We start from the raw sequence: 19,687 nt of genomic DNA, 5'->3' as shown, positions 1-19,687 counted from the left end.
AGCAAACTGTGACCACCAGGCCACACTCGTCAATTAGCATCGTATTTATTCTTGGCCTGCTGGCCATGCTGATGCCGCTGTCGATCGATATGTACCTGCCCGCGCTGCCGGTGATTTCCGCGCAGTTTGGCGTTCCGGCAGGCAGCGCGCAAATGACGCTCAGTACCTATATCCTCGGTTTTGCCGTCGGGCAGTTATTGTACGGCCCGATGGCAGACAGCATTGGCCGTAAGCCGGTGATCCTCGGGGGAACGCTGGTGTTTGCTGGGGCGGCGGTGGCCTGTGCGCTGGCGCAGACCATCGATCATCTGATTATCATGCGATTCTTCCACGGCCTGGCGGCTGCGGCGGCGAGCGTGGTGATTAACGCCCTGATGCGCGATATCTATCCGAAAGAAGAGTTCTCGCGCATGATGTCCTTCGTCATGCTGGTCACTACCATCGCGCCACTGCTGGCGCCGATGATCGGTGGCGCGGTGCTGGTGTGGTTTAGCTGGCACGCCATCTTCTGGATCCTGGCGATCGCAGCGCTGCTGGCATCGGCGATGATCTTCTTCTTTATTGACGAAACCTTGCCGGTGGAACGTCGGCAGAAGTTTCATATTCGCACCACCATCGGCAACTTCGCCTCACTGTTCCGCCATAAACGTGTGCTGAGCTATATGCTGGCGAGCGGTTTCAGCTTTGCGGGGATGTTCTCATTCCTGAGCGCCGGGCCGTTTGTTTACATCGAGATCAATCACGTTTCGCCGCAGCATTTTGGCTATTACTTCGCCCTGAACATCGTGTTCCTGTTTGTGATGACCATCATTAACAGCCGCTTTGTTCGTCGGGCAGGGGCGCTGAATATGTTCCGCGCCGGGCTGTGGATCCAGTTTGTCATGGCTGTCTGGATGGTGCTTAGCGCCTTCTTTGGTGTCGGTTTCTGGGCGCTGGTGGTCGGCGTGGCGGCGTTTGTTGGCTGCGTGTCAATGGTGTCATCCAATGCGATGGCCGTTATCCTCGATGAGTTTCCGCATATGGCGGGGACGGCCTCATCGCTGGCGGGAACCTTCCGCTTCGGGATTGGTGCGATTGTCGGGGCACTGCTCTCCATGGCGACGTTTAATACCGCCTGGCCGATGATTTGGTCAATCGCGTTTTGCGCGACCTGCTCCATTCTCTTCTATCTCTACGCCAGTCGGCCGCGAAAAACGGCAAGCTGATAACAGAAAAGGGGCCAATGCGGCCCCTTTTTTTGATACGCGTCAACCAAACCTGCGTTTGTTTACCCCTTGTTTGTTTCTTTTATGTAAAATCTATTTATGTAAAAAGTCACATCGTTGTAGTTAAAAAGGTTGAGTTAGATCGCAGAAACGGGTACATATACCGCCAAAGCGAGCCTGTAACTCACTAAATAATGCCCTGAAAAATGAGACGCTAAAGCCCGTAACATACGGCTGTGAACGGTTTTTCAGGAAAATAACGGCAGGTTAGCAACGATGTGTTACTATAAATGTAAATAAATTGTGAAGGCTTTTTTGGCTTCCGGGGAAAGAACGTGAATACATTACAACTCTCCATAGTCCATCGCTTGCCCCAGAGCTATCGCTGGTCGGCGGGTTTTGCAGGTTCGAAAGTTGAACCGATTCCGCAAAGTGGAAAAGAGGGCGATAACTGTCTGGTCGCGCTGAAATTGCTCAGCCCGGACGATGAAAACGCATGGCCGGTGATGGAGCGTTTGAGCCAGGCACTGACCGATATCGAAGTCGTCAGCTCCGTGCTGGAGTGTGAAGGCGAACCCTGCCTGTTTGTTAACAGCCAGGATGAATTTGCGGCGACCTGCCGCCTGAAAAACTTTGGCGTCGCGATCGCCGAGCCGTTCTCCGGCCAGCATCCTTTCTGAGCGTCAGCGCAGCGCTAACAGCTGACGCGTGTAGTCATGCGTCGGCGCGGCAAACACGCGCTGACAATCCCCTTGCTCGACCACCTCTCCCTGTCGCAGCACTATCACCTGATGGCATAACGCCCGCACCACCCGCAGATCGTGGCTGATAAAAATATAGGCCAGGCGATGCTTTTCCTGGAGTTCCTTCAATAGCGCCAGAATCTGGGCCTGCACGGTGCGGTCCAGGGACGAGGTCGGCTCATCCAGAATGATCAGCTCCGGTTTCAGGATCAGGGCTCTTGAGATGGCGATGCGCTGGCGTTGACCACCGGAAAAAGCCGCCGGGTAGCGATAGCGCGTTTCCGGATCCAGCCCCACCTCCTGCATCACCCGAATCACTTCCTCTTCCCGCTGACGGGCGCTCAACGCAGGCTGATGAACGCGCAACCCCTCCTCGATGATTTGCAGTACGTTCAGCCGCGGATTGAGAGACGAGTTCGGGTCCTGAAACACCACCTGCATCCGTGGGCGAACGGGCAACATCTGGCGACGATTCCAGTTGTGCAACGGTTTGCCGTCGAACAGAATCGTCCCCTGAGAATTAATCAGGCGTAACAGCGCCAGACCGGTAGTGCTTTTCCCCGAACCCGATTCCCCCACCAGCCCCAGCGTTTCGCCTGGGCGTAGAGAAAAGCTGACGTTCTTCAGCACCGTATTTTCCGCCACCACGCGGCGGAAAATGCCTTTACGCACCGGGAACGCGACGGCCAGGTTTTCGACGTTCAGCAGCGGTTTGCTGCCCGCGGTCAGCGGGACGGGATCGCCCGACGGCTCGCTGTCGAGCAAACGCTGGGTGTAAGGGTGCTGCGGCGCGTGGAACAGGGCGGTCGCCGTGTTCTGCTCCACACAGCGACCGTTTTGCATCACCGCCACGTTATCCGCGAGTTTCTTCACGATGCTGAGGTTATGAGTGATAAACAGCAGGCTCATATTCAGCTCTTCGCGCAGCTCGCGCAAAAGCTGCAGGATTTGCGCCTGCACGGTGACATCCAGCGCGGTCGTCGGCTCATCGGCAATCAGCAGCTCCGGGCGCGTCAGCAGCGCCATCGCAATCATCACACGCTGGCGCTCACCGCCCGACAGCTGATGCGGGAAATCGGTCAGGCGTCTGGCGGCGTTGCGGATCCCGGTACGCTCAAGGCAATCCAGAATCTCGCCGCGTGCGGCCTCTTTGCGCATTCCCCGGTGCAGGGAAAGCACCTCGTAGAGCTGTTTTTCCAGAGTATGCAGCGGGTTGAGGGAGACCATCGGCTCCTGGAAGATCATCGCGATTTTGTTCCCGCGCACGCCGCGAAGAGTGTGTTCATCGGCGTGAAGCAGTGACTGACCGTGAAACAGAATATCGCCCTGCGGATAGACCACCGGCGGGGAGGGGAGCAGGCGCAGAACAGACAGCGCCGAGACGCTTTTGCCAGAGCCGGATTCGCCCACCAGCGCCAGCGTCTCTCCCGCCTGGATTTGCAGGGATAAATCGCTCACCACTTCGCGCGTTTCACCTTGCTGAGTGAATGCGATGGAGAGATTTTCGATGCTAAGCAGAGGCTGCGTCATCTTATACCGCCTTATTAGGATCAAAGGCATCGCGGACCGCTTCGCCAATAAAAATCAGTAACGAGAGCAGTATGGCCACCGACAGAAACGCCGTAATGCCCAGCCAGGGCGCCTGGAGATTGTTTTTCCCCTGCAGCAACAGCTCGCCCAGAGACGGTGAGCCAAGCGGCAAGCCGAAACCGAGAAAATCAAGAGAGGTGAGGGTGGTGATCGAACTGCACAGAATAAAGGGCAGGAAGGTCAGGGTCGCGACCACCGCGTTGGGCAGCATGTGGCGGAAAATGATGCTGCGATCGCTCACCCCCAGCGCCTGCGCCGCACGAATGTAATCAAAGTTACGGGTGCGCAAAAACTCGGCGCGCACCACGCCCACCAGCGCCATCCAGCCAAACAGCACAGTGATACCGAGCAGCCACCAGAAGTTGGGCTGTAACACGCTCGAGAGCAAGATAATCAAAAACAGCGTCGGCATGCCCGACCAGACCTCGATAAAACGCTGGCCCCAGAGATCGATTTTACCGCCGTAATAACCCTGTACCGCGCCCGCGACAACTCCCATTACGCTCGAAAACAGCGTCAGCATCAGGCCGAAGAGAATGGATATCCGCGTGCCGTAAAGGATGCGTGCCAGCACATCGCCGCCGTTGGCATCCGTCCCCAGCCAGTTTTGCGCGGAGGGCGCAGAAGGGAAGGGAGTAGAGGTGGAGAAGTTGATACTGTTCGCGCCAAAGCGAATGGGCGCCCACAACACCCAGCCGTGGTTGTCGAGCTGATCGCGCAGCCACGGGTCCTGATAGTCAGCCGGTGTGGCAAAGGGCCCGCCAAAATCACTTTCGCTGTAGTTGGTGAGTACCGGCATGTACCAGCGATCGTTGAAATGCACCAGCAGCGGTTTGTCGTTGGCAATCAGCTCTGAACAGAGGCTCAGGATAAACAGGACGGCGAAGATCCACAGCGACCAGTAGCCGCGACGATTGTGGCGAAAACGTGCCCAGCGGGCCTGGTTGACGGGGCTTAAATGCGGCATCAGCGGCCCTCAAAATCAATGCGAGGATCGACCAGCGTATAGCTGATATCGCTGACAATATTCAGCAGCAGGCCAATCAGGGTGAAAATGTAGAGTGTGCCAAACATCACGGGATAGTCGCGCGACACGGTGGCTTCATAGCCGAGCAGGCCGAGGCCATTGAGGGAGAACATCACCTCAATCAGCAGCGAGCCGGTGAAAAACATGCTGATAAAAGTGGCCGGGAAGCCGGCGATAACCAGCAGCATGGCGTTGCGGAACACATGTTTCCACATGATCTGTTTTTCGCTCACCCCTTTAGCCCGCGCGGTGACCACGTACTGTTTGCGGATCTCATCCAGAAAGGCGTTTTTGGTCAGCATCGTCAGGGCGGCAAACCCGCCAATCACCGTCGCCAGCACCGGCAGGGTGATATGCCAGAGATAATCGGTGATTTTCTGATACCAGGGCAGCGAGCTGAAATCAGCTGACACCAGCCCACGCAGGGGGAAGAGGTCGAAATAGCTGCCGCCGGCGAAAAAGACAATCAACAGCACGGCGAACAGAAATGCCGGGATCGCGTACCCGATAATGATGAAGGTGCTGCTCCAGATATCGAAACGGCTGCCGTTGTGCACCGCTTTGCGGATCCCAAGCGGAATCGACACCAGGTAGATAATCAGCGTCCCCCACAATCCGAGGGTGATCGACACCGGCAGGCTGTCTTTGATGAGCTGAATTACCGAGGCGCTGCGGAACAGGCTGTCGCCGAAATCGAAGCGGATATAGTCCCAGAGCATTTTGAAATATCGCTCGTGAATGGGTTTGTCGAAACCGTAGCGGTGGGTGATCTCAGCGATCACCTCAGGATCTAATCCGCGTCCCCCGCGATAACTGCTTTCACTGATATTTCCGGTGCCGGTTTGTGCGTGGCTGGCGCGCAGGCCTTCGCCTCCGCCGCCCGGTAGGCCGCTGCTGTTGCCAAACTCAATGGCGGCAATGGCCTGATCGACCGGGCCGCCCGGCGCAATCTGCACAATGAAAAAGTTAATGGTGATAATCGCCCACAGGGTGGGGATTATCAGCAGTAAACGGCGAATCAGGTAAGCACCCATCTGTATTCCTTAACGCCGTTCAGCGGGCAGTTTGGCGGCTTTATTGACGTCATACCACCAGTTATCTAGCCCCAGTGAATAGATCGGGCGAATGGATGGCTGAGAGAATTTGTCCCAGTAGGCCAGTCGATCTTCTCCCATAAACCACATCGGCAGCATGTAGTAGTTCCAGGTCAGGACGCGATCGAGCGCACGGCCCAGAGGGACCAGCTTCGTCTTATCGCCCTGCGCGGCAATGATTTGGTTTATCAGGTTGTCGATGACCGGGCTTTTAACGCCCGGCGCGTTGTAGGTCGAGTTGATGTATTCCGACGCCCACGAGATGCGCAGATTGGTGTTGGGCCACGGCTGTGCCTGCCAGACGCGCGGCATCATGTCGTAATCGCGGTTGCGCATTCGGTTGGTGATTTGCGCGTTATCGACCTGTCGAATCTCCACGGTGACGCCCAAACGCTCCAGATTGTGCTGGAACGGTAGTACCCACTGATTATTACCGGCGGAGGAGAGCAGCAGCTCAAAGCTGAGGGGGTTACCGGTCTGCGTATTCACCCGTTTCTGGTTTCTAAGCACCCAGCCCGCGTCGTCGAGCAGTTTGCTGGCTTTAAGCAAGTTGTCACGGTCGTAGCCATCCCCTTTTGAGGTTGGTGGCTCAAAGATACTGGTGAAAACTTCCGGCGGCACTTCAGCTTTCAACGGCGCAAGCAGGGTCAGCTCGGCGGCATCGGGATACTGGCGGGCTGCGTATTCCGTATTCTGGAAATAGCTGTTGGTGCGGCTGTAAGCTCCGTAAAACAGCGCCTTGTTCATCCATTCAAAGTCAAACGCCAGCATGATGGCCTGACGCACGCGCCGGTCGGCAAAGACCGGACGCTGAATATTAAATGCCAGCCAGCGTGTATCTTGCGCAGATTCATTTTTTTGCTCGTCTTTGACGATGAAATGGTTAGAAAAATTCTTGCCTATATAGCGCGTCGCCCAGTTTTTCGGGCTGACTTCTGCACGCAGGTCAAATGCCCCGGCCTTGAAGGCTTCGAAGGCGACATTGTCGTCCAGATAGTAGTCGTAGCGAATCGTGTCGAAATTCCAGCGGCCCCGGTTGACCGGCAAATTAGCCGCCCAGTAGTCTTTGACGCGGGAATAGACCAGATATTGCCCCATCTTCCAGTGGGTGATGCGGTAAGGGCCACCCGCCAGCGGAGGCGTGGCGATCGGGTCGCTCAGCTTATGATTTTTCCAGAACGATTCAGGCATTACCGGGAGTGAGAAAAGACTCAGCATGCTCTCTTTACCCGGCTCTGCCAGCTCGATGCGCACGGTCAGCGGGGCGATGGCTTTGACGGTCGCGCCCTTGAATACCAGGCGGAACTGCGGCACCCCTTCAGTCATAAACTTGTGAAAGGTGAAGGCCACATCGCTGGCTTTTACCGGGGAACCGTCGTGAAAACGGGCGCGTGGGTTGAGGGTGACTTCCGCCCAGGAAAAATCATCCGCGTAGCGCGCGGAATCAGCGATCAGCGGGTAGTAACTGCCTGGCTCATCGTCCGAGGTGACAAACAGCGTGTCATACAGGGCATCGGTGCGTTCGGCAGCGACACCGCGCAGGGCGAAACGGTTAAAGTTATCAAACGTCCCGAGGGCGGAGAGGGTGAGGGTTCCGCCTTTGGGAGCCGCAGGATTGACGTAATCGAAGTGGGTAAAGTTCGCTTCATACTTCGGCTCGCCGAGCACGGCGAACGCGTAGCTCTCTTTAATACTCTGCGCCTGGCAGGTCACGCTGAATAACGCCATTAACAGCAAAACAAAGCGCATAGTCATTGGCAGCGTATCCCTCTTTTATTCTGGCTCACCCATAGTGAGGCGTCTGGTGTAGCTGAATCATAAGTGACGAAACGGTCATTGTGAAATTATTCACTGTCCTTGACGAAATCGGGCTGCCATTTCAGGAATTGTGCCAGCGGCATTGGGCGGCTGATCCAGTAGCCCTGAAGGTAGTTTACCCCATGCTGGCGCAGCCAGGCGGCCTGCTCCGGCGTTTCGACACCTTCAGCAACGGTGACCATGTTCAGCCGTCGGGCGAGCGTCAGCACGGCATCCAGCACCGGAGACGTGACCGTTTCCGTACCAATGGCGTTCACAAAACCGCGATCGATTTTCAGGTAATCCATCGTGAACCGCTCCAGATAAATCAGCGCGCTGTGGCCAGTACCAAAATCATCTATCGCGATTTCAAAGCCTTCATGATGCAACCATTCGAATAACGGGGCCGCTTCGAGCTGATTAATCATGTCGCGTTCGGTAATTTCCAGAACCACCTGGAAGTGGTCTGGCGGCAGCGACGCCGCGAAGTTGCGCATGTCATCTTTAAAACTGTCCGAATGCAGATGGCCCGGCGCGATGTTAATGCCCAGCTTGGCGCCCGGCGGCAACACGGTTTGCAGCAGCGCCGCGTCGCGGATGATCAGATCGAACAGATGCAGCGTCAGCGGGACAATCAGCCTTTGTGCTTCAGCGAAATTGATAAAGGCATCCGGCGGGATTTCACCCATCGTCGGATGTTTCCAGCGCATCAGCACTTCGCAGCCCTGCATTTTCAGCTCTTTTGTATCTACAACCGGCTGATACACCACATAGAACTGACCGTGCTTGATGGCTGAAAGGATCTCTTTCCCGGGATGCAAACGGATGGTGAGAATATAAAAAGAGAGGGTTCCCGCCGCAATACCGCATATCAGGCCGAAGAGCAGGGCGAACAGAATTTCATAGGGCGTCCACTTCTGCGCATACACCTTGATGGTGAGCGGTACCGTTTTCAGCATAGCGGTGCGGATAGCGGTTTCATGCATATCCTGGACGTTCAGCAGATGGTTCGAGAAGGTGGATAACGCTTTATTGCCAATCATCACCGCAATACCGGCAAACTCATCCTGACGTGAGGTATAGAGCAGATAGGGCGTTAAATTGATGTTGATTGACGTAAATACCCCGTCGCCTTTGACCAGCGGGTTCTGATACCAGATGGCGATAGCGGGCTTGTCTGGCAGCATTGGCGTGCCGGGCAGCAGCGCCATATCAACGGATTTGGAGGTATCCAGATCGGGTATCAGCTCCTTCATCGTGACACGCATTGGCCCGGTGGCGGAAGAACAAAATGCGGTGTTATCGCGGACCAGTAAAAATGCGCGCACGTTAACGCTAAAGGCGGCGCGGGACGTTAGCTCCGCACTCACATCCTGGCAACTGCTCAGCGTGAAGGGTTGGAGGGTATCAATCGAGGTTTTCAGCTCAGAGAAGTAGCTCTCCATGTAGACCCGAAGGTCAACGATCAGGGTATCGAATTTCGCTTCCCGCTTATGATAGCTCAGAAAAAACTGCAACATTCCGCAGAGAAGGGCAACGATAATGCCCGCGAGGATGCTGCCTGTCAGAACTTTGCGGCTGGTGGAAAAGAAACGAGTGAGCATAAACGTCATTGTTCCTGGATCGTCGTGATTCCGGCAGGACGACTAATCTTACGTATTTACAAGACTATAGCCTGGTTTTTTGCAACCAGTCATCTGTGAAGGCAGAGCGCACGGGGTTAAACAGGCAAAAAAAAACACTGCCGAAGCAGTGCTTATTTTTTATTGTGTTGCCAGCCAAGGGATAACCAACAACACAACAGATTAACTGCGACTCAGTACACGGCGCGCTTCGTTGTAGCGCTTCTTCCAGTAGGGTTCATTCATGCTGGAAATCGTGACACCGCTGCTGGTGGAGGCATGAACAAACTGGTCGTTGCCGATGTAGATACCCACGTGTCGGCCTGTAGAACCTGCACGGAACAGAACCAAATCACCGGTACGCAATTTTGTACGCGAGATGGATTTACCCATTTCCTGCTGTTCGTAAGTCGAACGAGGCAGATCTAAACCAAACTGCTCGCGGAATGTACGCTGTACAAAACCGGAACAATCGATACCTTTTTTGGTGCTGCCGCCAAGACGATAGCGCACGCCTTTCCAGTCAGCATACTGGTCCATAATGCGGGACTTCACGTCCAGATTACGTACCATGTTCTCAAATTCATCCTGAGAGGCTTGCAGTGACGAGGCATCTTCCATGCCCACAACACGCGTCTCAGGATGCATATTCTTCGCGGTGTTTGTCGAACTACATGCAGACAGCAGTACCGCAACTGCTATTGCCGGGATTCCCCGCAAGATATATCTCAAAATCGGTTGAGATTTGACCATTTTGATTATTTTCCCTTGAAGTCCTTAACGATAAATATCGTTATAAAAATGCCAAACGTGACGAGACTAAATACCTGCGCACAATGAGACAATTCTTTATGGTCAAATCTGTGCTCTAACGCACAAACTTATTCACCCTGAGAATAATTATCTCTGTGAGGCAAAACGAGTTCGAGATTACCCGATCGCCTTAGTCAATGCGAGCAAAAATATCCGATTTTTTATAAGAAATTGTGATAGAGAAAGTGATTAACCGGGATTGCTTAAAATAGCGACAGTTTAGGTTAAAACTCACGCAACGCATTCATTTAGCTGATGAATGATATTACGAGAAGATGACAGAATAGGGCGGCGGCGGCGGGAAAAACATCAGGGATCGAAAATGATCCCTGATGGATGATGTTAATTTAGGTTGGTTATTTGTTTTCTGTTTGTTGCATTTTGCCCGGAAGATAGCGATCAAATAGCGAAATCAGACGGTCGCTGAGTGGTGTCATTAAGACCCACGGTACACCAATCAGCACAGCAGAAAGTGAACCGACGACAATATCCGTTAGCCAGTGAGCGCCGATCATTACGCGCGGGAAGGCAAAAACCACAACAATAATCAGGGCAACCGCAAAGGCTTTTTTACCAAAATAGCGCAGCATGAAAGAGGCAAAAATAAGCAGCATCATTCCGTGATCGCCCGGGAAACTGTCTTTCGATGCGTCTTTGGTCGAGATATTCAGTAATTCACTCACCCTATGAATATTTGGGAAGAAGAGTGAAGGGCTGGAGCGCTTGACCGGCATCAGCCCTTGCGCCAGTTGGTTTATCACCACGGCGGTGAGCAGCATCACCAGGCCAATCAGGATGATTCGGCGGCGTCCTGTCGCATCTTCTTTCAGCCAGAATGAGAGCATTAAGCAGCCCATCGCCAGCAGAGAACAGCCATCGAAGGCGCGATTGTTGGTGATTGCCACCAGCCACAGGATCACCTTGCTCTTCACCAGCTGTTCATTGAAGAAGTGGAAAATACCGGAATCCACCGGGAACCAGAAACCATGGTTCACTGGCAGATACCAGGATAAGAAGAGCGCCAGACCGGCGGCGTTAAGCAGTAATATCAGGGGGATTTTTTTAATCATCGTCATATGCATAGCAGTTAAGTCCCGGCAACGTTAGTGGCTCGAACTTAAACGAAGCTTCAACAAGCTGGCCTGAAGTGCGTTCCAGTCCGTATTAACCGCACTAATTAACTCTATTCGGCTGTCGGGCGGGGCGACATTTTGCGTTTCAATGAAAAAATCGGCGCCCTGACGGTTAATGCGCACCAGCCCATCCGGTGTGCGCATCACGCCTTTCACGCGATCCACCGGCGCGAGGCGTGCCCATTCCAGAATGCCAATGGTGTCAAAGCAGGTATCGGCATCAAAAATCCAGCCACAGGCCTGATAACCCTGCCCGCTGTTGAGGCTGCGACGCCAGCGCTGATGTTTCGGCAGGCTCAGGGCTGCCAGCCCTTTTTGCGCCACATGCGCGTGTGAGTGCGCGGCACTGGCAGGCAGTTCGGTCAAATTCCGACGCGGCAGGTCGAGCAGGGCATTATCAATTTTCCCCTGGGTGGCCAGCACGAACTGGCGATCGTGACCAAAATTCTGCCACCAGAAGTCAAAGGCGTCACGGCTCTTCTGGGATGCGCGATCCTCTTTATTCGCCACAATGACATCGGCGGCAGCCAACTGGTCGCGGAAGTTTTCATTGCGTACTACTTTCTCGTCCAGTAGCTGGCGTGGGTCGAGGATACACAGCGTCGCACGCAGATCGATCCAGGGCTCATACACCGGAGCGGTAAGCAGATCGAGAATTTGTTTGGGATGGCCTAAACCGGTCGGCTCAATGATCAAGCGGTCCGGTTTGCCCTGACGCAGCAGGGTGTTGAGACCGACCTGCATCGGCAAGCCGTTGACGCAGCACATGCATCCGCCGGGGATCTCTTTGACCAACGCGCCAGAGTCAGCCAGCAGTGCGCCGTCAATCCCAATCTCGCCGAATTCGTTAACCAGTATGGCCCATTTCTCCGCCGGATCTTTATTAGCCAGCAGATGAAGGATTGAGGTGGTTTTACCGCTGCCGAGAAAGCCGGTTACCAGGTTAGTTTTGGTCACGTGAACTCCAGGAGATAATCATCATGCACGAACAATGAATATTATCCTGGCGAAAAAAGAGAGTATTGGGAAGGGCAGGAGCGAACGGAGTGTCCCCCGTCCGCTTTAAGCGCATGATCGGTTAAATCATCACGGCGTCAATCACAGCCTGGCGCGCCCCGTGCTGAGCAATACGTTGATACGCCTGACGAATGGCCTCGACGAACTGCGGATGCTGGGGCAGATCGGTGCCAAAAATTTCACCCAGCGTCAGCAGGGCGTTGACGCGCTCCTCTTCGCTACTGGTTTCTACGAGTGCACGTATTTTATCGCTGAGAGGATCGCGAATATCAATGGCGTTGCCATTATCATCCATACCGCTGACGTAGCGCATCCAGCCCGCGATACCCAGCGCCAGCAGCGGCCAGGCGCTCTCACGTGCTAAATGAACGCGTACGCCCTCAAGCATACGCTGAGGCAATTTCTGGCTGCCATCCATCGCGATCTGCCAGGTGCGATGCTGCAGAGCTGGATTGGCAAAGCGGTCGATCAGGCTGTCGGCATAACCCGTCAGGTCAACGTCAGTAATCCGCAGAGTGGGTGCCTGTTCATCCAGCATCAGGCGGCGCGCGGCTTCGCGGAACGCGTCGTCCTCCATGCACTCATTAATGTGAGCATAACCGGCAAGATAGCCGAGATACGCCAGGAAGGAGTGGCTGCCGTTAAGCATACGTAGCTTCATCTGTTCCCAGGGTAAAACGTCCTGCACCATCTGCACGCCCGCCAGTTCCCACTCCGGACGACCGGCAACGAAGTTATCTTCCACCACCCACTGGATAAACGGCTCGCAGCTGATGGCGCAAGGGTCTTCCACGCCGAGTTCCTGGGTGATTTCGGCGAGCGATGCCTCGGTGGCGGCAGGAACAATGCGGTCAACCATGGTACCGGGGAAACTGACGTGCTCAGCAATCCAGGCGGCAAGCTCTGGCGAGCGTTTCTCCGCCATTCCCAGCACCGCGTTTTTCACGACATGACCGTTGTCCGGAATATTGTCGCAGGAGAGCACGGTAAAGGGTGCCAGCCCGCGCGCGTGGCGACGGTATAAGGCTTCGACCAGAATTCCCGGCGCCGAGTGCGGCTCAGACGGATTTTCCAGATCTTGAACGATGCGCGCATTCTGCGTATCCAGTCGGCCCGTCGCCGGATCGATGCAATAGCCTTTTTCGGTGATGGTGAGCGACACAATCGCCACCTGCGGCTCGCAGAACTTTTCAATAATGGCTGCCAGCGAATCGAGTTTGGCATTGAGGCACTCATGCACTGCCCCGACGATAATCGGCTGATTACCCTCGGCCCCTTTCTCCAGCACCGTAAACAGATGATCCTGGGCGCGCAGCTGGCTCATCAGCGTATCGCCGCTGAACAGGCTAATTTCACAGATCCCCCAGTCGCCCCCTTTGGCGTTAAGCACGCGGTTTGTTAACAACGCCTGATGCGCGCGATGGAAGGCACCAAAACCGAAATGAACGATGCGGGAGCGCAGCTGCTGACGATCGAACTGCGGCAGTTGCACATGAGAAGGGAGCGCGGTGGAGGCAATTGTCTTCATGAAATACACACCTGATTAACCATTAATTAACAATGGCAGTGTAAAGTTATATGACAGCAAATTGAATTGGTAAGCCGTAAATATCCAGATTCTGTGAGTTTGATCAATCAATGCTGCCGCCTGTATTGACCGTCTGAAACAAACATGTATGGTAGTCGTCATTGCAACAATTATATTGGTATAACAACTTTAGAGGGTGAGGCAATGGAACAAACCTGGCGTTGGTACGGGCCGAATGATCCGGTTTCTCTTGATGATGTGCGTCAGGCTGGCGCAACGGGTGTTGTCACGGCACTGCACCATATTCCGAACGGTCAGGTCTGGCCGCTGGAAGAGATTAAAAAACGCCAGTCTGTGCTGGCGGAAAAAGGGCTGACCTGGTCAGTCGTTGAAAGTATCCCGGTGCACGAAGACATCAAAACCCATTCCGGCGAGTTTGACACCTGGATTGCCAACTATCAGCAAAGCATCCGCAATCTGGCGGCCTGCGGTATTGATACCGTGTGCTACAACTTTATGCCTATTCTGGACTGGACGCGTACCGACCTTGAGTACCAGATGCCAGACGGCTCTAAAGCCCTGCGTTTCGACCAGATTGCTTTTGCCGCTTTTGAGCTGCACATCCTCAAGCGTCCGGGCGCCGACGCGGACTATTCCGCCGAAGAGCAGCAGCAGGCGCTGAAATGGTTTAACGAGGCGACGGAAGCGGATATTGAGAAGCTGACCCGCAATATCATTGCCGGCCTGCCGGGTGCGGAAGAGGGTTACACGCTGGATCAGTTCCGCGCACGTCTGGCGGAATACGGCGACATCGACAAAAATCAGCTGCGCGAAAACATGGCCTACTTCCTGCGCGCGATTGTGCCGGTGGCGGAAGCCTGCGGTTTACGCCTGGCGGTTCATCCGGACGATCCACCGCGCCCAATCCTCGGCCTGCCGCGCATCGTCTCGACCATTGAAGATATGCAATGGCTGAAAGAGACCGTCGACAGCATTAACAATGGTTTCACCATGTGCACCGGTTCTTACGGCGTACGCGCGGATAACGATCTGGTACGCATGATTGAAACCTTCGGCGACCGCATTCACTTCACTCACTTACGCGCGACCTGTCGCGAAGATAACCCGAAAACCTTCCACGAAGCGGCGCATCTCGGCGGTGACGTGAATATGGTGGCGGTGGTTGATGCGATTCTGGGTGAAGAGCAGCGTCGTAAGAAAGCAGGTGATTTGCGTCCGATTCCGTTCCGTCCAGACCACGGACATCAGATGCTGGACGATCTGCGTAAGAAAACCAACCCAGGTTATTCGGCGATTGGTCGCCTGAAAGGCATGGCGGAAGTGCGCGGCGTGGAGCTGGCGCTGAAGATGACGAAGTACCCTGAACTGTTGTAACTGGCATTAATGCCCGGCGGCGCTACGCTGATCGGGCCTACAAAAAAACCGGCGAATTCGCCGGTTTTTTTATGCGTTTTTTATGTGAGCCGGATAAGACGAAGCCGCCATCCGGCAAAACACTATTAGTCAGCACGACCCATATAACGTTTTTCTTCGATATGGATGCGGATCTTCTCGCCAGCAGACAGATATTCCGGAACCTGTACTACCAGACCCGTAGTCAGCGTCGCAGGTTTGTTACGTGCGCTGGCAGAGGCCCCTTTAATGCCCGGTGACGTTTCCACGATTTCGAGATCCACGGTCTGCGGCAGTTCGAGTGCCAGCAGCTGGCCATCCCAGGTCAGAACCTGCATATCCGGCATACCGCCTTCAGGAATAAACTGCAGCTCGTCTTCAATCTGGTCTTTGGTAAAGATATACGGCGTGTAGTCTTCTTTATCCATGAACACGTATTCGTTGCCGTCAATGTAGGAGAAATCAACGAAACGGCGGGTCAGGGTCACGGTATCAACGATATCGTCGCCTTTAAAACGCTCTTCGACTTTCAGACCGGTACGCACATCGGCAAAGCGCATTTTGTACAGTGTGGCTGCGCCACGGGCGCTTGGGGACTGAACATCGATATCTTTCACAATCAGCAGTTTGCTGTTGTAGTTCAGTACCATACCTTTCTTAATTTCGTTCGCTCTTGGCATTGCAATAATCCTGTCTACTGGGAGGTAAAAAATATCGCGCCAAATTACTCGCGCGCAGCCTTTCAGGCAAGCGGAATTAGTGGCTTTTGCTATCAATACACAAAAGGTGTTACTGTGCGCGCCACGCCCGACCATACGGGCATCCGCCACTGACAGAGAGGGTTTATGGATTGTCGTCCAGACTGTGGCGCGTGCTGCACCGCGCCGTCCATCTCAAGCCCGATCCCAGGCATGCCAGAGGGCAAGCCTGCCAACACCCGCTGCGTTCAGCTTTCTGACACCAATCTGTGCAATATCTTTGGCTCGCCGCTGCGCCCGAAAGTCTGTGGTGCGCTTCAGCCATTAAAAGAGATGTGCGGCAGCACGCGCGAGCAGGCGATGATTTATTTGATTGAGCTGGAAGCGCTCACCGCGCCCTAGACATCTTTAATTCGCGTCAGGCAGCCGGTGGTAATGATGCACATCACTAGCGCAATCCAGAACACCGTGTGATAACTCCAGATTTCCGCCACAACCCCTGCCAGCGAGCCCGCAATGATCCAGCCCACGCGGGTGGTATTAGTATAAAGTGTCGTCGCTGCCCCTGCCTGGCCAGGCATTAAATCCTGGAAGTAGAGCATGCCGATCCCCGCGAGAATGCCAATATAGATGGCGTTCAGGAGCTGCAACGCCAGCAGCAACGCCGGGGTGTGCACTGTCAGCATTACGATGTAAAACAGCAAACCGGCTACGGCCGCAATCCGCATCAAAAAACGCTTTCCGAAACGCTTCGCGTAATAACCGGCGATCAGCATTGTCGGGATTTCCAGGCCTGCCGCTGTACCCATCATGATGCCTGCCAGTTTTTCTGGCAGATGCAGCTCGTCAATAATAAACAGCGGCATATTGATGATATAGAGGCTGTTGGTGCCCCACATCAGCGTGCAGACAATAAACAGAAGAAGGGTATCGCGGCGGTTGCGACGCGGCGCTTCCAGCGTGCCGGTCGACAGTTTTGGCTCTTTGCGCATGGTGGGCAGGAAAAACCAGACCATGATCCCGCACACGACAAACGCCACGGCGGCGCTCAGATACATCACCGTGAAACCAAAGCCCATCGCCAGCGCGTAAGCCAGCGGCGGGCCGATTACCCACGCCAGCGACACCTGGGCGCGCAGTATCGAGCTGAACATCACCGCTTCGCGCCCCGTGTGATCCGCGTGTTCCCGTGCAAGGGCAAACATCTGCGGGTTCGCGGTGGAACCAAAGCTACTCAAGAACACGCCGACAAACAGCAGGATAAAATAGTTGCGGTTCCAGGCGAACAGCACGCAGGCAAACACGCCGAGCAGGCAGCAGAAAACAATCAGGCTTTTGCGATCGCCTTTTCGGTCGGAGCGGCCTGCCAGAAACTGGCTGACGAGAATGCCGATGATGGCACTGCCGGTAAAGAAGAAGCCAACCATCGCCGGACGGGCATGAACTTCGTTGGTCAGGAACAGGCTCAGCGTTGGCGTCTGTAACGCACCGGCGATACCGGTGAGAAAGGCAACAATCAAAAACGCCGATGACGTCAAATCAAAGGGTTTTGGTGAGGCGGCAGCGGGGGAGTTGTGCATGGTTCGCTATCGGTAATGTGAAGAGTCGCGGAGTTTACGCCGCTTGTCAGAAAATAAACAGGTGGTGCGGTCAAATTCCCCACGAAAAATCAAAATGGCATTTCAAAATCATTGTGGCTGAAGTGTGCTGAAGCTGAAGGATGTACGTGCTTGTCACGTCAGCAAATGTGGGAGAAATGTGCTGCACTTCTAAATTCTGAAACAGAAAACACGACTTTTCTTGCAAGGCTGAACATTAAGCGCAAGACTTCTTGAAACGTTTCAGCGCTATCTTGTTTTAACTGACGGAGCAGGTTAGCGCATTTTTTCTCATTAAGGCTGAAACGATTCAATTCAGCGAGAGAGGAGAACTATGTTCCAGTTATCAGTGCAAGATATTCATCCGGGCGAACAGGCCGGTAATAAAGAAGAGGCCATTCGCAAGATTGCCGCTGCCCTCGTGGAGGCAGGCAACGTGGCGGACGGCTATGTAGACGGCATGCTGGCGCGTGAACAGCAAACCTCCACCTTCCTCGGCAATGGCATTGCCATTCCGCACGGTACAACGGATACCCGCGACCAGGTGCTGAAAACCGGGGTTCAGGTTTATCAGTTCCCGCAGGGGATTTTGTGGGGCGAAGGGCAGGTGGCTTACGTCGCCATCGGGATTGCCGCCAGCAGCGATGAGCACCTGGGCCTGCTGCGTCAGCTGACGCACGTGCTGAGCGATGACTCCGTGGCTGAACAGCTGCAATCTGCCACCACCGCAGAAGAGCTGCGTGCGCTGCTGATGGGTGAAAAACAGAGCGACGCGCTGAAGCTGGATAACGACACGCTGACGCTGGACGTGGTGGCCGCCGATCTGGTGACCCTGCAGGCGCTGAACGCCGGTCGTCTGAAAGAGGCGGGTGCAGTTGACACCGCCTTCGTTGCCCGCGTGATTAATGATAAGCCGCTGAACCTGGGTCAGGGCGTCTGGCTGAACGACAGTGCGGAAGGTAACCTGCGCAGCGCGATTGCTGTAAGCCGTGCCGCGAGCGCATTTGAAGCCGATGGTGAACATGCCGCTCTGCTGGTCACTGTTGCGATGGCCGATGAACAGCCAGTTGCCGTGCTGAAGCGTCTGAGCGATCTGTTGCTGAACAACAAAGCTGAACATTTGCTGAAAGCGGATGCCGCCACGTTGCTGGCGCTGCTGACCAGTGATGACGCATTGACCGACGACCTGCTGAGCGCTGAGTTTGTGGTGCGTAACGAACATGGCCTGCACGCCCGTCCTGGCACTCTGCTGGTCAATACCATCAAGCAATTCGAAAGTGATATTACCGTGACCAACCTCGATGGGTCCGGCAAACCCGCCAATGGCCGCAGCCTGATGAAAGTCGTCGCGCTGGGTGTGAAAAAAGGCCACCGCCTGCGCTTTACCGCTCAGGGTGCGGATGCTGAACAGGCGCTGAAAGCGATTGGCGAAGCCATCGCGGCAGGTCTGGGGGAGGGCGCATAATGAGCAGACGTGTCGCCACTATTACGCTGAACCCGGCTTACGATCTCGTCGGTTTTTGCCCTGAAATTGAACGCGGTGAGGTCAACCTCGTGCGCACCACCGGCCTGCACGCAGCCGGTAAAGGCATCAACGTTGCGAAAGTGCTGAAAGACTTAGGCATTGACGTGACCGTGGGCGGTTTCCTTGGGAAAGACAACCAGGACGGTTTTCAGCAGCTGTTCAGCGAGCTGGGCATCGCCAACCGTTTCCAGGTCGTTCAGGGCCGTACCCGTATTAACGTCAAGCTGACGGAAAAAGACGGTGAAGTTACCGACCTGAACTTCTCCGGTTTTGAAGTCACCGGCGCGGACTGGGAGCGTTTCGTGAATGACTCCCTGAGCTGGCTGGGTCAGTTCGACATGGTCTGCGTCAGCGGCAGTCTGCCGTCAGGCGTCAGCCCGGAAGCCTTCACCGACTGGATGCTGCGTCTGCGTAGCCAGTGCCCGTGCATTATTTTCGACAGCAGCCGTGAAGCGCTGGTGGCGGGTCTGAAAGCCTCTCCGTGGCTGGTGAAACCAAATCGCCGCGAACTGGAGATCTGGGCCGGCCGTAAGCTGCCAGAATTGAAAGATGTGATTGAAGCGGCCCATGCGCTGCGTGAACAGGGTATCGCTCACGTGGTGATTTCGCTGGGTGCAGAAGGCGCGCTGTGGGTTAACGCGTCTGGCGAATGGATCGCCAAGCCACCGTCGGTGGAAGTGGTCAGCACCGTAGGTGCCGGGGATTCAATGGTGGGCGGTCTGATCTACGGCCTGCTGATGCGTGAATCCAGTGAGCATACTTTACGTCTTGCTACCGCTGTTGCCGCCCTGGCCGTGAGTCAGAGCAATGTTGGAATTACCGAACGTACCCAGTTGGCCGCGATGATGGCGCGCGTTGACTTAAAACCTTTTAACTAACAGCAG

General features: G+C 54.9%; 17 protein-coding genes. 6 read left to right on the top strand and 11 right to left on the bottom strand.

Features of this window, described 5'->3' with window-relative positions; all coding sequences use genetic code 11:
- The first annotated feature begins 8 nt into the window (after positions 1-8).
- Positions 9-1,205, top strand: coding sequence for a Bcr/CflA family multidrug efflux MFS transporter (locus C0560_RS13910; protein ID WP_100779499.1), 1,197 nt, complete (start codon positions 9-11; stop codon positions 1,203-1,205).
- Between the two features lie 335 nt (positions 1,206-1,540).
- Entirely contained in the window at positions 1,541-1,885 is a 345-nt protein-coding gene (locus tag C0560_RS13905) for a YejG family protein (RefSeq protein WP_100779500.1), read from the top strand.
- 3 nt (positions 1,886-1,888) lie between these two features.
- Here the strand turns inward: C0560_RS13905 and yejF are convergent, their stop codons facing one another.
- The 9 genes from yejF to C0560_RS13860 all read right to left on the bottom strand — a co-directional run bounded on the left by yejF (position 1,889) and on the right by C0560_RS13860 (position 13,569).
- Complete coding sequence (gene yejF / locus C0560_RS13900) at positions 1,889-3,478, bottom strand: microcin C ABC transporter ATP-binding protein YejF (protein ID WP_248858774.1); 1,590 nt, start codon at positions 3,476-3,478, stop codon at positions 1,889-1,891.
- A 1-nt stretch (position 3,479) separates the two neighbouring features.
- Positions 3,480-4,505, bottom strand: coding sequence for an ABC transporter permease (locus C0560_RS13895; RefSeq protein ID WP_181826596.1), 1,026 nt, complete (start codon positions 4,503-4,505; stop codon positions 3,480-3,482).
- Positions 4,505-5,599, bottom strand: coding sequence for a microcin C ABC transporter permease YejB (locus C0560_RS13890; protein WP_248858773.1), 1,095 nt, complete (start codon positions 5,597-5,599; stop codon positions 4,505-4,507). The genes C0560_RS13895 and C0560_RS13890 overlap by 1 nt, the downstream gene beginning before the upstream one ends.
- Before the next feature lie 9 nt (positions 5,600-5,608).
- Positions 5,609-7,414 carry an extracellular solute-binding protein gene (locus C0560_RS13885; RefSeq protein ID WP_248858771.1) on the bottom strand — a complete coding sequence of 602 codons (1,806 nt, stop codon included), beginning with the start codon at positions 7,412-7,414 and terminating at the stop codon, positions 5,609-5,611.
- Between the two features lie 89 nt (positions 7,415-7,503).
- Positions 7,504-9,060, bottom strand: a complete 1,557-nt coding sequence (locus tag C0560_RS13880) for a cyclic di-GMP phosphodiesterase (protein ID WP_142503411.1) — start codon at positions 9,058-9,060, stop codon at positions 7,504-7,506.
- Between the two features lie 201 nt (positions 9,061-9,261).
- Positions 9,262-9,831, bottom strand: a complete 570-nt coding sequence (gene mepS / locus C0560_RS13875; protein ID WP_100779505.1) for a bifunctional murein DD-endopeptidase/murein LD-carboxypeptidase — start codon at positions 9,829-9,831, stop codon at positions 9,262-9,264.
- Positions 9,832-10,247: 416 nt separating this feature from the next.
- Positions 10,248-10,961: a phosphatase PAP2 family protein gene (locus C0560_RS13870; protein WP_248860290.1), complete on the bottom strand. Its 714-nt coding sequence runs from the start codon at positions 10,959-10,961 to the stop codon at positions 10,248-10,250.
- A 33-nt stretch (positions 10,962-10,994) separates the two neighbouring features.
- Complete coding sequence (locus C0560_RS13865) at positions 10,995-11,981, bottom strand: GTP-binding protein (protein ID WP_248858770.1); 987 nt, start codon at positions 11,979-11,981, stop codon at positions 10,995-10,997.
- Positions 11,982-12,102: 121 nt separating this feature from the next.
- Entirely contained in the window at positions 12,103-13,569 is a 1,467-nt protein-coding gene (locus C0560_RS13860; RefSeq protein WP_248858769.1) for a mannitol dehydrogenase family protein, read from the bottom strand.
- A gap of 204 nt (positions 13,570-13,773) precedes the next feature.
- Between C0560_RS13860 and uxuA the strand changes: the two genes are divergently transcribed.
- Complete coding sequence (gene uxuA, locus C0560_RS13855) at positions 13,774-14,964, top strand: mannonate dehydratase (protein ID WP_248858767.1); 1,191 nt, start codon at positions 13,774-13,776, stop codon at positions 14,962-14,964.
- A gap of 125 nt (positions 14,965-15,089) precedes the next feature.
- On the opposite strand, the gene yeiP is transcribed toward uxuA, so the two are convergent.
- Positions 15,090-15,662: an elongation factor P-like protein YeiP gene (gene yeiP / locus C0560_RS13850; protein ID WP_095282688.1), complete on the bottom strand. Its 573-nt coding sequence runs from the start codon at positions 15,660-15,662 to the stop codon at positions 15,090-15,092.
- Positions 15,663-15,827: 165 nt separating this feature from the next.
- On the opposite strand from yeiP, the gene C0560_RS13845 reads away from it, so the two are divergent.
- Positions 15,828-16,082, top strand: coding sequence for a YkgJ family cysteine cluster protein (locus C0560_RS13845; protein ID WP_100779509.1), 255 nt, complete (start codon positions 15,828-15,830; stop codon positions 16,080-16,082).
- On the opposite strand, the gene setB is transcribed toward C0560_RS13845, so the two are convergent.
- Positions 16,079-17,260: a sugar efflux transporter SetB gene (setB, locus tag C0560_RS13840; protein WP_248858766.1), complete on the bottom strand. Its 1,182-nt coding sequence runs from the start codon at positions 17,258-17,260 to the stop codon at positions 16,079-16,081. The two genes, C0560_RS13845 and setB, sit on opposite strands and share 4 nt — an antisense overlap.
- 352 nt (positions 17,261-17,612) lie before the next feature.
- Between setB and fruB the strand changes: the two genes are divergently transcribed.
- Together fruB and fruK are read left to right on the top strand one after the other, a co-directional pair.
- The gene (fruB, locus tag C0560_RS13835) at positions 17,613-18,743 is read left to right on the top strand and encodes a fused PTS fructose transporter subunit IIA/HPr protein (protein WP_248858765.1); all 1,131 of its coding nucleotides are present in this window, start codon (positions 17,613-17,615) and stop codon (positions 18,741-18,743) included.
- On the top strand, positions 18,743-19,681 hold the full coding sequence (gene fruK, locus C0560_RS13830) for a 1-phosphofructokinase (protein ID WP_100779512.1): 939 nt from the start codon (positions 18,743-18,745) through the stop codon (positions 19,679-19,681). The genes fruB and fruK overlap by 1 nt, the downstream gene beginning before the upstream one ends.
- Positions 19,682-19,687: the final 6 nt, after the last annotated feature.

It is taken from the genome of Lelliottia sp. AC1, assembly GCF_023278595.1.
Classification (GTDB): domain Bacteria; phylum Pseudomonadota; class Gammaproteobacteria; order Enterobacterales; family Enterobacteriaceae; genus Enterobacter; species Enterobacter nimipressuralis.
The sequence above is the reverse complement of the archived record's forward strand: the minus strand, read 5'-3'. Positions and strand labels throughout refer to the sequence as shown.

Excerpts from the sequence above, each read along its gene's own strand:
- mepS (WP_100779505.1), bottom strand. The coding sequence starts at position 9,831 with ATGGTCAAATCTCAACCGATTTTGAGATATATCTTGCGGGGAATCCCG.
- C0560_RS13880 (WP_142503411.1), bottom strand. The coding sequence starts at position 9,060 with ATGCTCACTCGTTTCTTTTCCACCAGCCGCAAAGTTCTGACAGGCAGC.
- C0560_RS13870 (WP_248860290.1), bottom strand. The coding sequence starts at position 10,961 with ATGATTAAAAAAATCCCCCTGATATTACTGCTTAACGCCGCCGGTCTG.
- setB (WP_248858766.1), bottom strand. The coding sequence starts at position 17,260 with ATGCACAACTCCCCCGCTGCCGCCTCACCAAAACCCTTTGATTTGACG.
- yejF (WP_248858774.1), bottom strand. The coding sequence starts at position 3,478 with ATGACGCAGCCTCTGCTTAGCATCGAAAATCTCTCCATCGCATTCACT.
- C0560_RS13860 (WP_248858769.1), bottom strand. The coding sequence starts at position 13,569 with ATGAAGACAATTGCCTCCACCGCGCTCCCTTCTCATGTGCAACTGCCG.
- C0560_RS13890 (WP_248858773.1), bottom strand. The coding sequence starts at position 5,599 with ATGGGTGCTTACCTGATTCGCCGTTTACTGCTGATAATCCCCACCCTG.
- fruB (WP_248858765.1), top strand. The coding sequence starts at position 17,613 with ATGTTCCAGTTATCAGTGCAAGATATTCATCCGGGCGAACAGGCCGGT.
- C0560_RS13895 (WP_181826596.1), bottom strand. The coding sequence starts at position 4,505 with ATGCCGCATTTAAGCCCCGTCAACCAGGCCCGCTGGGCACGTTTTCGC.
- uxuA (WP_248858767.1), top strand. The coding sequence starts at position 13,774 with ATGGAACAAACCTGGCGTTGGTACGGGCCGAATGATCCGGTTTCTCTT.
- C0560_RS13885 (WP_248858771.1), bottom strand. The coding sequence starts at position 7,414 with ATGACTATGCGCTTTGTTTTGCTGTTAATGGCGTTATTCAGCGTGACC.
- fruK (WP_100779512.1), top strand. The coding sequence starts at position 18,743 with ATGAGCAGACGTGTCGCCACTATTACGCTGAACCCGGCTTACGATCTC.
- C0560_RS13845 (WP_100779509.1), top strand. The coding sequence starts at position 15,828 with ATGGATTGTCGTCCAGACTGTGGCGCGTGCTGCACCGCGCCGTCCATC.
- yeiP (WP_095282688.1), bottom strand. The coding sequence starts at position 15,662 with ATGCCAAGAGCGAACGAAATTAAGAAAGGTATGGTACTGAACTACAAC.